Origin of the sequence: Collinsella sp. AF20-14LB (genome assembly GCF_003459505.1) — a bacterium.
Taxonomy (GTDB): domain Bacteria; phylum Actinomycetota; class Coriobacteriia; order Coriobacteriales; family Coriobacteriaceae; genus Collinsella.
Window position 1 is genome coordinate 1 of the sequence record NZ_QRWD01000028.1, and the last position, 13722, is coordinate 13722.

The 13722-nt window shown below is 62.7% G+C and carries 15 protein-coding genes; 9 read left to right on the top strand and 6 right to left on the bottom strand.

Annotated features, from left to right (window positions below):
- Positions 1-753 precede the first annotated feature (753 nt).
- The 3 genes from DWX63_RS10625 to DWX63_RS10635 all read right to left on the bottom strand — a co-directional run bounded on the left by DWX63_RS10625 (position 754) and on the right by DWX63_RS10635 (position 3123).
- Positions 754-1635 carry an IS3 family transposase gene (locus DWX63_RS10625; RefSeq protein WP_117843686.1) on the bottom strand — a complete coding sequence of 294 codons (882 nt, stop codon included), beginning with the start codon at positions 1633-1635 and terminating at the stop codon, positions 754-756.
- Positions 1636-1649: 14 nt separating this feature from the next.
- The gene (locus DWX63_RS10630) at positions 1650-1934 is read right to left on the bottom strand and encodes a transposase (protein WP_055250820.1); all 285 of its coding nucleotides are present in this window, start codon (positions 1932-1934) and stop codon (positions 1650-1652) included.
- Positions 1935-2016: 82 nt separating this feature from the next.
- Positions 2017-3123 (bottom strand): hypothetical protein, encoded by a 1107-nt coding sequence (locus DWX63_RS10635; RefSeq protein ID WP_233514542.1) that lies wholly within the window; start codon positions 3121-3123, stop codon positions 2017-2019.
- 187 nt (positions 3124-3310) lie between these two features.
- On the opposite strand from DWX63_RS10635, the gene DWX63_RS10640 reads away from it, so the two are divergent.
- Positions 3311-3838, top strand: a complete 528-nt coding sequence (locus DWX63_RS10640; RefSeq protein ID WP_117843688.1) for a GHKL domain-containing protein — start codon at positions 3311-3313, stop codon at positions 3836-3838.
- Positions 3839-3856: 18 nt separating this feature from the next.
- Here DWX63_RS10640 and DWX63_RS10645 read toward each other — a convergent pair whose 3' ends face one another.
- Positions 3857-4432 carry a hypothetical protein gene (locus DWX63_RS10645; protein WP_117564541.1) on the bottom strand — a complete coding sequence of 192 codons (576 nt, stop codon included), beginning with the start codon at positions 4430-4432 and terminating at the stop codon, positions 3857-3859.
- 136 nt (positions 4433-4568) lie between these two features.
- Here DWX63_RS10645 and trxA point away from each other — a divergent pair, with 136 nt between their 5' ends.
- The 8 genes from trxA (at position 4569) to DWX63_RS10685 (ending at position 11786) form a co-directional block, all read left to right on the top strand.
- Positions 4569-4889, top strand: coding sequence for a thioredoxin (gene trxA / locus DWX63_RS10650; protein ID WP_117629728.1), 321 nt, complete (start codon positions 4569-4571; stop codon positions 4887-4889).
- Between the two features lie 220 nt (positions 4890-5109).
- Positions 5110-5358, top strand: a complete 249-nt coding sequence (locus DWX63_RS10655; protein WP_117564540.1) for a hypothetical protein — start codon at positions 5110-5112, stop codon at positions 5356-5358.
- A 1-nt stretch (position 5359) separates the two neighbouring features.
- Positions 5360-5854 carry a nickel-responsive transcriptional regulator NikR gene (gene nikR / locus DWX63_RS10660; RefSeq protein WP_233514543.1) on the top strand — a complete coding sequence of 165 codons (495 nt, stop codon included), beginning with the start codon at positions 5360-5362 and terminating at the stop codon, positions 5852-5854.
- A 102-nt stretch (positions 5855-5956) separates the two neighbouring features.
- On the top strand, positions 5957-8425 hold the full coding sequence (hypF, locus tag DWX63_RS10665) for a carbamoyltransferase HypF (RefSeq protein WP_117843689.1): 2469 nt from the start codon (positions 5957-5959) through the stop codon (positions 8423-8425).
- A gap of 131 nt (positions 8426-8556) precedes the next feature.
- The gene (locus tag DWX63_RS10670; protein WP_089573632.1) at positions 8557-8817 is read left to right on the top strand and encodes a HypC/HybG/HupF family hydrogenase formation chaperone; all 261 of its coding nucleotides are present in this window, start codon (positions 8557-8559) and stop codon (positions 8815-8817) included.
- Positions 8817-9929: a hydrogenase formation protein HypD gene (gene hypD / locus DWX63_RS10675; protein ID WP_233502883.1), complete on the top strand. Its 1113-nt coding sequence runs from the start codon at positions 8817-8819 to the stop codon at positions 9927-9929. Before DWX63_RS10670 ends, hypD begins: the two co-directional genes overlap by 1 nt.
- 48 nt (positions 9930-9977) lie before the next feature.
- Entirely contained in the window at positions 9978-11012 is a 1035-nt protein-coding gene (gene hypE / locus DWX63_RS10680; protein ID WP_117843690.1) for a hydrogenase expression/formation protein HypE, read from the top strand.
- Positions 11013-11117: 105 nt separating this feature from the next.
- Positions 11118-11786 (top strand): HAD family hydrolase, encoded by a 669-nt coding sequence (locus tag DWX63_RS10685; protein ID WP_117843691.1) that lies wholly within the window; start codon positions 11118-11120, stop codon positions 11784-11786.
- 276 nt (positions 11787-12062) lie between these two features.
- Here DWX63_RS10685 and DWX63_RS10690 read toward each other — a convergent pair whose 3' ends face one another.
- Positions 12063-12620, bottom strand: coding sequence for a hypothetical protein (locus DWX63_RS10690; protein WP_117800616.1), 558 nt, complete (start codon positions 12618-12620; stop codon positions 12063-12065).
- Between the two features lie 235 nt (positions 12621-12855).
- Positions 12856-13392, bottom strand: a complete 537-nt coding sequence (locus tag DWX63_RS10695) for a PTS glucose transporter subunit IIA (RefSeq protein ID WP_117629667.1) — start codon at positions 13390-13392, stop codon at positions 12856-12858.
- Between the last annotated feature and the right edge of the window lie 330 nt (positions 13393-13722).

The window sequence follows — 13722 nt, forward strand, 5'->3', positions numbered from 1 at the left end:
ACTTGCAGCGACGGACCTCGGGACGCTCTTACACCACGTCTGCGCGCGCCACCCCCGATCACGACTCTGAAGGACGAAAATCGATGCACTTTTGGCCGCTGGCACCGATTTTGGAGGCCATTTGGCTGCCACTAAACTGGTAACAGTACTCATATTTGGCCTTTTTTGACCACCGGGTTTCCGGCAAACCCCAAAAGCGGGTCCGGATCGCTCGATCCGGACCCGCTGGGGGTAGCGAGCACAATCGAGGTGTAAGAAGCAAGAGAGGGCCATCGCCTAGAATCGTCAGCGCCTAGATATTCAACGAGAGGAAAGACAGTGGTCCGCAGCGACATGCTACCCCAGCCGGACCGGGGGCTCGGCCTCGACCGGCCCCAGACCGAGGCATTTCACCGACGAGTTCAAGAGGAAGATAGTCGATCTCCACAACGCCGGAAAGCCCAGGCGCGAGGCCATGGACGAGTGCGACCTCGACAAGAGCACCGTGGAGAGGCGGGTCAAGTCGATAAACGAGACCGGCTCGCCGCGCGCCGCCGACAACCGCACGCCCGAGTAGAACCGGATCCTGGAGCCCGAGCGCGAGAACCGCAGGCTCCGGATGGAGGTCGACGTCTTAAGACGAGCGGCGCCAGCATACGCTCGGAAGTCAGGGCCATGGCGGCCAACGGGGGGGCCGCTGCCCCATATCGGCGCAGCGCTGGCATCGAGGCCTTCTGACCTGTGTCAAGATTTCGGACACGCAAGCTCGAGGAATCAAGCGGCCATAGGCATGGCCTCGGGCTTGGGCTCGGTTCTCTCGAAGAAGGCCGCCATGGCCTCGGCCGGCACCTTGTAGCCGATCGTCGAGCGGGGCCTTCGGCGGTTGTAGTACGCCTCGATGAACTCGACCACCGCGTGCTTGGCGGAATCCCTGGTCGGGAAGCTGCGCCTGTAGTACATCTCGTTCTTCAGCGTGGCGAGGAACGACTCGGCCACCGCGTTGTCGTGGCAGTTGCCGGTGCGGCTGCAGGACAGCCGCACGTCGTTGTCGCGCGCCCATTCGGCCAGAAGCCTGCTGGTGTACTGGGCGCCGCGGTCGGCGTGGAATATCGCGTTGCCGGCCACGTAGCCGCGCGATTTGGCCGACGCCAGCGCCGAAACCACGATGTCGGCGGTCATGCGCTCGGAGAGCGACCAGCCCACCACCATGCGGGTGTTGAGGTCGATGACCGTCGACAGGTACAGCCATCCCTCGCCGGTGCGCAGGTAGGTGATGTCGCCCACGAGCTTGTAGGTTGGAACGGGACTGGTGAAGTCGCGGCTCACCAGGTCGGGCCGGGGCCTGGCCTTCGGGTCGGGGATGGTGGTGCGCTTCCTGGCGTTGGGCGTGCAGCCGCGTATTCCCAGCTCGTGCATCAGCTTGCGCACCCTGTACAGGGTCAATCCGGAGAACTCGCCGGGCAGGAAGCATTTCACGAACCGGAAGCCGAACCTGCGGTCCGACTCCAGCCACACGCGCCGGACCGCCTCGCGCTCGGCCGACCAGTTTTCTCGCGGGCAGCCGTTGGAGAGCCACGAGTAGAAGCCCGATCGGCTCACGCCGAGCACGCGGGCCATCATTTTCACCGGGAATTCGGCCTTCTCCGCCAACATCATCCGGTATCATGCGGCTACGCCTGGCTTTTGGCGAAGAAGGCCGCGGCTTTTTTCAAGAAGGCGTTCTCCATCTCGAGCTCGCGTATGCGCCTTTTCGCCTCGCGAAGCTCGCGGTCCTCGGCCTTGGGGTCGGGCCCGCCGGCAAGCTCGCGCCGGCGGTTCTGCACCCACTTGTTCACGGTCTTGGAATTCAGGCCCAGTTCTGCGCAGCATTCCGTTATCGGCCTGCCCGTCGAGATGATGTAGTCGGCGGTCTCGCGCCTGAACTCGTCGGTGTACTTGGCGGCTGGGTTGGACATAGCATACCGTCCTCTCGGTCGTCGATGAATGCATTCTAAAGGATTGGGCCTCTAGCATGCGTGTCCGAAAAGACGATACAGGTCAGACAACCCAATCAGACGTCGTCTCGAGCGCGTCCTCTGCACGGTCGAGCGTGCTTCTGGCCTTGGCACCCTGTTTGAACCACGAGCGCAGGTCCTCGAGCGTGCTGCCCGCTGCATACACCTTGATTTTGCGACCGCCTTTCGTGGTCACCGTGCAACGGTCGCCGCTCTCGCTGTTCTCGTGCGCCGTGACCTTCTTGAGGTAATCGCGACGGAACGCCACGACGCGGGCATTGCTGATCTCGATGAACCAATCATCGTCGACAAGCGAAGTGCCCGTGGTACCTCGACTTGCAATCTCCTCGGCGAAGGAGAAGCCGAGTTCGCGCTCCTGCCTGCCGATCTCGAGGATGCCGCGGGCGGGCATGCTGAGCATGAGCAGGGGCAGGAGTCCCCCTATGAACAGGAAGAGGAACGGGACGAGCAAGAGCAGACGAGCACCGGCGTCGGTGAAAACAGCCATGAAGGCGATCACGAGCGAGAAGACGAGCGCCATACCGTTGAAAACAATCGTCAACGGCTTGATGGCAGACCAACACAGACCCGCCTTGGTCATCGGGCCGTCAACAGCGTCCGAGACCTCGATGCCCTCTTCCTCCAGACGGGCGAGGAGGTTGAGCGAGCACACCCCCTCGAGGCTTATCGAGCAGAACTTCCGGTCGCCCTCGAACAGGTCGATCCTCATCATCTGCGCGTGAAGCGTTGCACGGGTGATGTTGCCAAACGTCGTCTCCTTGCGGATGCCGAAGGCGTTACGCGAGAGAATTCGCTCACCGTCCACGTCGATGCGCGGGATGCTCAGCAGGGCCCAGATGGCCATGCCCGCGAGCGCCATGGCGTGACCGAACCACACAAGTTCGTGGTCCCACTCGCCCAACGAGACGCCCTGCCAGACGTAGACACCCAGCATGAGCAGTTCAAACGCGACGGCGCAGCAGGCGATGATCGTGCGAATGGCAGCGGGCATGCGCACCGTGAAGCGATCGAGGCTGTCCGTCGCCTCACTGCGCTCGCGCGCGCCGCGACGGGCGACCCATGCAGTGAGCGGACCGACGATGAACACCACCATCGCCACGCGCAGGAACGATTCGAGTATGTCGCCCATATTAACCACCATCCCAATAGAAAACGTGAATTTGGGAGACTATAGCAGAGCGAAGCGATCTGCACGGCATCGTCCGGGTGTTTTCGGCATACGGTGGAAACCAGCGGCAGCGGACGTTGAGAACTCACCCAAAAGACGCGATTCGACCGAAGCGATTCTTCTTGACTTGGTCTCAATGTGATACGACATGCGCCACTACCTGCGCGGTCTAGCGGCCCTGATCGAAGAGGGTCACACCGATGAGGCACTCGAGCGCATCGACGCGCTCTGCGAGACCAACGACCGCACCGCCGTGCGCCGCTACTGCGCCAACGAAACGGTCAACATTGCGCTCTCGTCGCTTTCCGCGGACATCAACGCGCACGGCATCACCGCCGACCTGCACGCCGCCGTGCCCGAAACCGTCCACGTGGGCGATGTCGATCTATTCAGTGTGGTATCGAACGCCCTGGACAATGCCATCGCCGCGGCGAGCGCCGCCCCCGAAGGCAAGCGGTTTGTCGACCTGGACCTTCGCTACGAAGACGGTCAGCTTCTATTGCTGGTTTCCAACACGTTTGGCCGTGCGCCGCACATGGTCGACGGCATGCCCGTGGCTCAGCACACTGGGCACGGCTTTGGCACCAAGAGCATTATGCTTGCCGTCGAGCGCATGAACGGCAACTGCCAGTTCCGCATTAACGGCGACCGGTTTGAGCTGCGCGCCGTGATGTAGGGGCTGCCGCCAACCTCGCTACAGCGGTGCAGCCGCCGGGGTCAGCTGCTTAATGTAGGCCCACATGCGCTGCTTGGCGGCCTTGTCGGTGAGCGCCGCCTCAAAACCGTCGAGCGCCAGCACGCGGCGCCCCTGCACATGGGCGACCAGGCCGGGCTTGAGCATGGCGGTGTCAAAGTCATCAATTGCCACAAGCATATCGGCATAGGTCTCGCGCATGACATCGGCCGCACTGTTGTCCAGCAGCAGCACCGCCTCGGGGTCCAAGGTCTCCAGCGCCTCGCGGAACAGGTCGCACGTCAGGGCCTCGCCCGCCGCGACCGCTCCGTCGCCCGCGCCGGCGACGCTTGCCAGCACACAAAAATCCTCGGGGGCATATCCGATGGCACCGAGCGCCTTGCGCAACGCGGCGCCATCCGCGCCGGCAGCCAGCTCGCCGCCCGAGCACTCGGCTTCATCCAAATCGCCTTTGACCAGCACAATCGGCGAGCACGCGTTGCCCGCGATACGCACACCGCGATCTGCAAGCGACGCGAGCTCCTGCTCGGTCGCCTGAGCGATGGCTTCTTTTTTCTGGCTTTGTGACGTGGGCATGCGCTCTCCAATCGTTTGCGTGCCCACCATTATATAAAAGAGCCGCCCGCGAGTGGTTGCTTTGCGGGCCGCTGGGTATAAGCACGGTCGTACTGAGTTTTACGCGGCCGAGCCGCGTCGTATTATGGAGGTCACCATGGCTGACATTAAGCAGATTACCCCCGAGAACTTCGGCGCTGTCGTCAACGATAGCCTGCCCGTACTGGTTGATTTTTGGGCCCCGTGGTGCGGCCCCTGCCGCTCGCTCTCGCCCATCGTAGACGAGGTTGCCGACGAGCTGGCCGGCAAGTTGGCTGTGGCCAAGTGCAACGTCGACGACAACCAGGACCTGGCCATGAAGTTTGGCGTCATGAGCATCCCCACGCTGATCGTCTTTAAGAACGGCGAGGAGGTCGACCGCTCGGTTGGCGCCTTACCCAAGGCAAGACTTCAGGCACTGCTGGAGAAACATCTGTAATACGCTTGTTACTTGTCTGCCGTCCATGAGCGGTTTCGCACCGCTCACCGGAGTGCCAAACGCAAGGCATGCGACCACGGATAGTATGGTAGTTACAAACAGCCCCCAGTGAACGGGTGCGGGTCAGACGGACTCGCACCCGTTTTCTTATGCGGCGGCGCTCAAGGCGGGCGTAGTAGAATCTGAACCACCATATCGCCCCGTACAAAAGGAGATTCCTATGCATGACGTCGGAATGAACATGAGCCAGCTTGCCATGAGCGTCAAGCAGGTCGACGACACCATTGAGCTCGCTCACGAGTGGAGCCATCAGCTGCTGCATGCGACCGAGAACTTTGATATGGAGCGCATTGGCGCCAAGCTCGAGGCCGCCATGTCTGCGCTGCACGAGGCGCACGATGCGCTCGAGGGCTACGAGGAGGCCATCGAGGCAGATCACAACTCCGTCGGCTCTGTGAAACTGGTGTAACGTGGCCGAGCACGAGCACGCGCACGATCACGGTGTGGACGACGATGCGAGCTGCCGCTGCAGCGGCTCCAGCTCCGAGCTGGTCCGCTTTTCGGTCACCGCGCCCGACGACCTGCTGCGCCGCTTTGACGAGCAGATCGCGCGCCGTGGTGACGTGGCTAACCGATCCGAGGCCGTACGCGATCTGATTCGCGCCTCGATCGCCAAGGAGCAGATGCGCACGCCCGATGAGCATGTTATCGGGTCGCTCACCATGATCTACGACCACCATACCGGCGACCTGACGCGCCGTCTGGACGAAGTGCAGCACGACTACACCGACGAGATCGTATCGACCATGCACGTGCATCTGGATCACCACAACTGCTTAGAGATTCTGGCGCTCAAGGGTCGCGGCGAGCGCGTCTACGAGCTGGCCGACCGTCTGCTGGGCCTGCGCGGCGTTAAGCACGGCGAGCTCACGTGCGCCGCCACCAAGCAGAGCCTGGGACTGTAGCGCACCTGCCAAAAAGGGACAGGTTTGTTGTGGCAGGTTTAGAAGTTTTACCGACCAAAATAAACCTGTCCCTTTTTGGTCGGTTTTGATGAGGGGTGTCGCATGCGGCATGTGCATATTCATGTGACGGGCATTGTGCAGGGCGTTGGCATGCGACCGTTTGTGTATCGCGAGGCCATGGCGCATGGCATTTGCGGATGGGTGCTCAACGCGGGCGACGGCGTGCATATCGAGGCGCACGCTCCGGCCGATGCGCTCGATGCTTTTGTTGCCGCGCTTTCTGAGCATGCGCCTGCGGCAGCCCGCGTTGAGCGAGTCGATATTGCGGATTTGGGGCCTGGCGGTTGGAGCGCTGCCGGTGAGCAGGGCTTTCGCATTGTGGCATCGCAGGACCAGACCGCGCACACGACGCTCGTCTCGCCCGATATCGCTACCTGTGACGATTGCCTGCGCGAGTTGTTCGATCCCGCCGACCGACGCTATCACTACCCCTTTATCAACTGCACTAACTGCGGGCCGCGCTTTACCATCATCCGCTCGCTGCCTTACGATCGAGCGGCCACCTCGATGGATTGTTTTCCCATGTGTCCCAAGTGCGCCGCGGAGTATGCCGACCCACTCGACCGGCGTTTTCACGCGCAGCCCGATGCCTGCTTTGATTGCGGGCCGCATATTACGTGGCGCGAGGCTGTGAACGGCAATGCGTGCGGGAATTCGTCCGCGACACCGGCCGTCGGCACCACACGCGAGGCCAGCGACGCCATTATCGACCGCTGTGTTGAGTTGCTGGCCGGTGGCGGTATCGTCGCCATCAAGGGGCTGGGCGGATTTCACTTGGCATGCGACGCCTCCAACGAGCAGGCGGTAGCCGAGCTTCGCCGCCGCAAACGCCGCAGCAACAAGCCGCTTGCCGTTATGGTGCGCGACCTTGCCGACGTTGAACGCCTGTGCCATGTCAGCGACGTTGAGCGCGGCTTGCTGACCGGCAGCATTCGCCCCATTGTGCTGCTGCGCCGACGTGCCGTTTGCGAGAGTGGAGATTCCCCCGACGCCCTCGCGCTCGCGCCGTCCGTCGCGCATGACCTTCCCGAGCTCGGTGTTATGCTCCCCTACACCCCGCTTCAGCATCTGCTGCTTGCCGCGGTAGAAGTCTGCGGTATGCACGCGCTCGTCATGACCAGCGGAAACCTGAGCGAAGAACCCATCGAGACCGACGACGACCTTGCCTGGAAACACCTCATTGCCGCCGGCATCGCCGACTCGTTGCTCGGTAACGACCGCGCGATCCTCTCGCGCTACGACGACTCTGTAGTGCGCGTGGTCGACGGCGCCGTTATGCCCGTGCGCCGCGCCCGCGGATACGCTCCGCAGCCGTTACCGCTGCCGGCATGCGACGGCACTGTACCCTGCATCCTCGCCTGCGGGCCACAACAAAAGGCCACGATTGCGCTCACGCGCGAAGGGACGAACGGCGAGGCAACCTGTTTTGTGTCGCAGCATATCGGCGATGTTGAAAACGGCGGGACCTTCGATGCCTGGAACGCCGCGCGCACGCGCTTGGAAGATCTCTTTGACTTGGCGCCCGCCGCCTTGGCCTGCGATTTACACCCCAGCTATCTATCGGGCCAGTGGGCGCGCGAGCAGGCGCGAAAATGCAATCTGCCGCTCGTCGAGGTGCAGCACCATCATGCGCATATCGCGAGCGTAATGGCCGAGGCCATCGCCGCGGGCCAGCTTGCAACCGACACGCGTGTCCTTGGCATCGCCTTCGACGGCACCGGCGCCGGCACCGATGGGACCATTTGGGGCGGCGAGTTTCTTGTTGCCAGCCTTGACGGCTTTGAGCGCACCGCGCATTTGCTCACCTGGGCGCTCCCCGGCGGGGCGGCCTCCGTACGCGACGCTCGACGCAACGCCTTTGCCCTGCTCAGCGAACTCGGCCTACTCGAGCACCCAGGCGCCGCTCAGCTTTTGGACAGCCTCGACGAGCAAACGCGTAGCGTGACAGCCACCATGATCGAGCGCGGCATCAACAGCCCGCGTACCAGCAGCATGGGACGTCTCTTTGATGCCGCGGCAGCAATTCTGGGCATCTGCGACAAGGCAACCTACGAGGGCGAACCCGCCATAGAACTCGAAGCCGCCGCCTGGCGCGCATTCAGCAGTGAAAGTGCCTGCCCCACCGGCAATATGGCCAGCTTTTCCGTAACCGAATCATCCCGTCCGGACGACTGCCATGTTCTGAACTCCAGACCGCTTTTTGAGGCGCTTTTGGAGGGAATCAGGACCGGCGTGCCCGCCGGCAAGCTCGCGCTCGACTTCCATGTCGCCATCGCACGCGCGTCGGCCCGCATCGCAAGCGAGATCTGCGTCCGTGAAGACCTCGACACCGTCGCGCTCTCGGGCGGCGTGTTCATGAACCGACTTTTGCTTCGGCTCCTTACCCACGAACTCAAAGACGCCAGTCTTGCCGTCTTGGTCTCCCACGCCGTGCCCGTCAACGACGGCTGCATCGCCTACGGTCAGGCCGCCATCGCTCGCGCTCGCCTCGCGCAGACGGCATCGCGATAGGCTGTTTTGCCAGCCTGCGCGCCGCCGTCTCACAGGTGTAACGCGTTTGCTCGTGACTCCCGCGAGCGCTACCATCAACTGATGGGTAATTAGGCGCCTATCCAGCGCAAAACGTATAAAAGGGGAACATTATGTGCCTTGCCGTTCCCGGTAAAGTGGTCAAACGCGACGACGACCTTAAGGCGACCGTCGACATGATGGGCATCGAGCGCCCCGTTTCGCTGCGCCTCGTGCCGACGGCACAGGTAGGCGACTATATTCTCGTGCACGCCGGCTTTGGCATTCAGATTGTCGACGAGCAGGAGGCGCAGGAGACGCTCGACCTGGTCAACACCATGACCGAACTGGTCGAAGAAGACCAGCTGGCCACCAACCCGGCGGAGGCTTACTAGTGGCGGCCGGACAGCCGGCTCGCTCCGGTATCGACTTCTCGGCATTCCGCGATCCCAAGCTGGCTCGCGAGCTCATCGAGCACATCCGTGAACTCGTCGGCGACCGCGCCATCAACCTTATGGAAGTCTGCGGCACGCACACCGTGAGCATCGGTCGCTATGGCTTTCGCTCCATTATGCCTGCCGGGCTCAAACTGCTGAGCGGTCCGGGTTGCCCCGTCTGTGTTACCGCCAACCGCGATATCGACCATGCAATCGCGCTCGCCAAGATGGACGGCGCCATCATCACCACCTTTGGCGACATGATGCGCGTGCCCGGGTCGTCTACCTCGCTCGCCGCGCAAAAGGCGGCGGGGCGCGATATTCGCATTGTGTACTCCCCGCTCGATGCACTCGATATCGCCGAACACAACCCCGATCGCCCGGTCATCTTTATGGGCGTCGGCTTTGAGACCACGACGCCCACCATCGCCGCCGCCATCTTGGAGGCCGATGCACGCGGACTCCAGAACTTCTCGGTCTATTGCGCCCACAAGACCACGCCGCCGGCGCTGCGCGCCATCGCCAACGATCCCGAGACCACTATCGACGGCTTTATCCTTCCGGGACACGTCGCCACCATCACGGGCTTAGCCCCCTTTGACTTTTTGGTCGATGAGTTCGAGACCCCAGGCGTAGTCACCGGATTTGAGCCGGTCGATATTCTGCAGGGCATCTGCATGCTGGTCCAGATGGTTGTTGAGGGGCAGCCCGCAATCGACAACGCCTACCGCCGTGGCGTCAACGCAGACGGCAACCCCGTGGCGCGCCAGCTGGTCGAGCAGGTGTTTGAGCCATGCGACACCACGTGGCGCGGGCTGGGGCCGATTGCCAACTCGGGCCTTTCCATCCGCCCCGAGTTCTCGCGCTTTGATGCCCGCACTCGCTTTGACGTGCCCGTTGAGACGACGGTCGAGCCGCGTGGGTGCCGCTGCGGCGACGTGCTGCGCGGGGCCATTGCGCCGAGCAGCTGCCCGCTCTTTGGCCGCACCTGCACGCCCGAGCACCCCGTCGGCCCGTGCATGGTGAGCTCCGAGGGCAGCTGCGCGGCGTACTACCGCTACCGCGACTAGCCCGGACACACCCGCACACCGGCACCACCCACGATTGGAGTTTTCGATATGTCCCATAGCGTTACCGATAGCACCGTCCTGCTGGGCCACGGCTCTGGCGGCCAGATGATGAAACGCATCATCGATGAGGTCTTTTTGGATGCCTTTGGGTCGCCCGAGCTGCTCGAAGGCAACGACGCCGGCGTCGCCGCGCTGCCCGCGAGCGGGCGCATCGCCATGTCGACCGACAGCTTTGTAGTCTCGCCGCAGTTCTTCCCCGGTGGCAACATCGGCCGCCTCGCCGTGTGCGGAACCGTCAACGACGTCGCGACCTCGGGCGCCAACGTGCGCTACCTATCGTGCGGCTTTATCCTCGAAGAGGGCTATCCCATGGACAAGCTGCGTCAAATCGTGCAGACGATGGCCGAGACGGCGCGCGAGGCGGGCGTGTCCATAATCACGGGCGACACCAAGGTGGTCGAGCGCGGCGGGGCCGACGGCGTCTACATCAATACCGCCGGCGTGGGCGAGGTGCCCGCGGGCGTGGCGCTCAGCGGCGCCAACTGCCGGCCCGGCGATATCATCCTGGTGTCGGGTACACTCGGCGACCACGGCATCGCCATCATGAGCCAACGCGAGGGCCTGGCGTTTTCGAGCACCATCGAAAGCGATGCCGCGCCGCTCAACCACCTGATTGCCGATGTGCTTGCCGCAGCACCCGACACACGCTGCTTCCGCGACCCCACGCGCGGTGGCCTGGCGTCCACGCTCAACGAGTTTGCCCAGGCCAGCGGCGTTGCCATGGAGGTCGACGAGGATGCCGTGCCCGTGCGCCCCGACGTGCAGGCAGCCTGCGAGATGCTCGGCTACGATGTGTTGCAGGTGGCAAACGAGGGCAAGATGGTCGCTGTGGTGCCGGCCGAACAGGCAGATGCGGCACTGGCCGCCATGCGCGCCGCCCGCTACGGCGAGCACGCTGCCATTATCGGCCGCGTGCTGCCACTTGCCGAGGGCGCCCGTCCCGCCGTGCGCGTACGCACCGGCTGGGGCTCGACCCGTATCCTCGACATGCTCGTGGGAGAGCAGCTGCCGAGGATTTGCTAACGACAAAGGCTCAGGGCTATTAAAGATATTCAGATTCCAAACATGCCCGGCACGCATGCCCAGTATCATGGGGTGCGTTTTACAACTCAAGCGGCAGGAGCACCCATGGCAGCAGCTTTTTCCCATGTGATCTTTGACCTGGACGGCACCATTCTCAACACGCTCGAGGACCTGGCGGCCGCCGGCAACCATACCTGCGAGATGCACGGCTGGCCCACGTTTGCCGTAGACGAGTACCGCTACAAGGTGGGAAACGGCATGCTCAAGCTGGTCGAGCGCTTTATGCCCGCCGAGTATGCGGGCGACGGCCGTATGTTTGAGCAGACGCTTGCCGAGTTTAGGGCTTATTACGGCGAGCACAAGGAAGACCACACTGCACCGTACGCCGGCACGATCGAGATGCTCGACCGCCTGCGCGCCGCGGGCGTGCAGCTTGCCGTACTCACCAACAAGGACCATGTCTCGGCCGCTCCGCTTATCGAGAAGTATTTTGGTTCCGAGCGCTTTGCGCTGGTACAGGGCCGTATCGATGCGTTTCCGCCCAAGCCCGAAGCGCCCGTCACGCTGCATGTGATGCAAGAGCTAGGCGCCGATCCGTCGACCACGCTCTACGTGGGCGATTCCAATGTCGATATCCTGACCGGTCACAACGCCGGCCTTAAGAGTGCGGGCGTCAGCTGGGGCTTCCGAGGCCGCGCAGAGCTCGAAGCAGCCGGTGCCGACTACGTGGTTGACACGCAGGAAGAGCTCGCGGCGCTGATCCTGGGCGAGTAACGCCAGCGCTGCCCAACCCAGCCGCCGCAATGCCGTTGCGCGGAAAGTAGTCGTTGGGGACGTTCTTAAACGACTGGTCAAACAATGGCAACGTCGCAGGTAGAGGACGGACAGCGAAAACGCCCCTAAGCGAGCAAGGTGACGTGAAATGAAAGGGCGCTGACCTTCTGGTCGCGCCCTTGAAATTGAACGTCAGATTGCCGCTTAGGGGCGTTTGCAGCGTCGAGCAGTTGCGGCGTTTGGTAAAACGCCGCAACGAACTACCGCGTAACTCCCCTAGTTCATCATTGCATTCATCATCTCGGTGGTTGCGGAATCGTCAGCAGACCACTCGCCATCGTCATTGGCGGTGTACTTGAAGGTAACCTTGGTGTCCTTGGTCTTAGCGGCCTTGGTCACGTCGACCATGACCTGGCCGGCCATCTTGTACAGGTCGTCCTCGGAAGGCATCGTATCGAGCGCCGCGATCTTCTCCTGATACTGGGTGGCGAAATCTTCAACGATCTTGTTCATGGACTTGCAGGTAATGGTGACATCGGCAGTCGCGGTGCCCTTGTCCTCGTCGACCGTCACATCGCCGATCTTGTAGTCAAAACCCTCGAGATAGCTCTTGGCGTACTCCTTGGGATCGATGCCCAGCTGCTCGAACTCGTCGCCCGAGGCCTCTTCCAGGCCGGCGAGGAAGTCGTCGCCGCCGTTCTTGACCTCGTCAAACTGCGTCGTAAGATCCTCGGTGATGAGCTCCTCAACCGAAGGACCTCCGCAGCCGGAAAGCACAACCACGCACGCGACCAGAACAGCCATCAGGGGCGCAAGCAGCAGCTTCTTCTTCATGACATTCCTCCCAACAAGCGGCACCGCGCTTCCCGACGCGGTGCGCGTCGTAACAATAAGGCCATACTAGCCGATAACGAACACCTCCGGCAAAGCAAAGGCGCAGTCGGCTCGATTTAACGTCCGAACGGTTTACCGGTCCGCCCAACGCGCAATAAAACGTTCCGCCGCATTGCAATAAAAAAGGGCGGCCGGATAACCCGACCACCCCAAAACACCCTTATGTTGCCGCAGACTACTTGCGGACGACCTTGACGATGGCATCGCCAGCGGAGACAGCGGAGTCAGCCTCGACGGCGAGCTCGACGTCGGCGAACTCGGCGGTGTTGGACACAGCCACGACGACGCAGTCCTTGTAGCCGGCAGCGGCGATCTTGGCGCGGTCGATCTTGAGCATGGGCTGGCCAGCCTTAACGACATCGTCGGCCTTGACGAAGCCCTCGAAGCCGTCGCCGTTCATGTTGACGGTATCGACGCCAACGTGCACCAGAACCTCGATGCCGCTATCGGACTGCAGGCCCACGGCGTGACCCATGGTGACGGTCACCTTGCCGTCGCAGGGAGCGTAGACCAGATCGTCCTCGGGCCACACGGCGCAGCCCTTGCCCAGAACCTCGCCACCAAAGACGGGATCGGGCACGTCGGCCATCTTGATGACCTTGCCCTTGACGGGCGAGCACAGCACGTCGGCGCCGGCAGAAGCAGAGATGGAGGCGGGAGCAGCAGCAGCCGCGGGCTCAGCCTTCTTCTTGAACATGTCAAACAGACCCATACGTTTTCTCCTCTTGATTAAGCGCAACGTTATGCGCATGTCTATGGTGATTATAGTGCTAAATGGCCAAAATACTAAGGCGAGGGCTCGAATCGCAAGCCCTTCCCGGTAGTGCTCGTGGGATGAGCGTCTCCTTTGCATCGCGGGTCGATAAGCCGAGTATCGCCCACGCGCGGGACGGGCAGAAGCGGGCGCGCCAAACCCGACACTTCTTTTCGCGCCCACGGACTGCCGCCGCTCCGTCCCTGACACTTCCTGATACCGGCCGAAACGTGCCGGTAGCGTGCAGAGATGTGGTGTAAGAGGCGGGGCATGCCCCGCCTCCGCCCT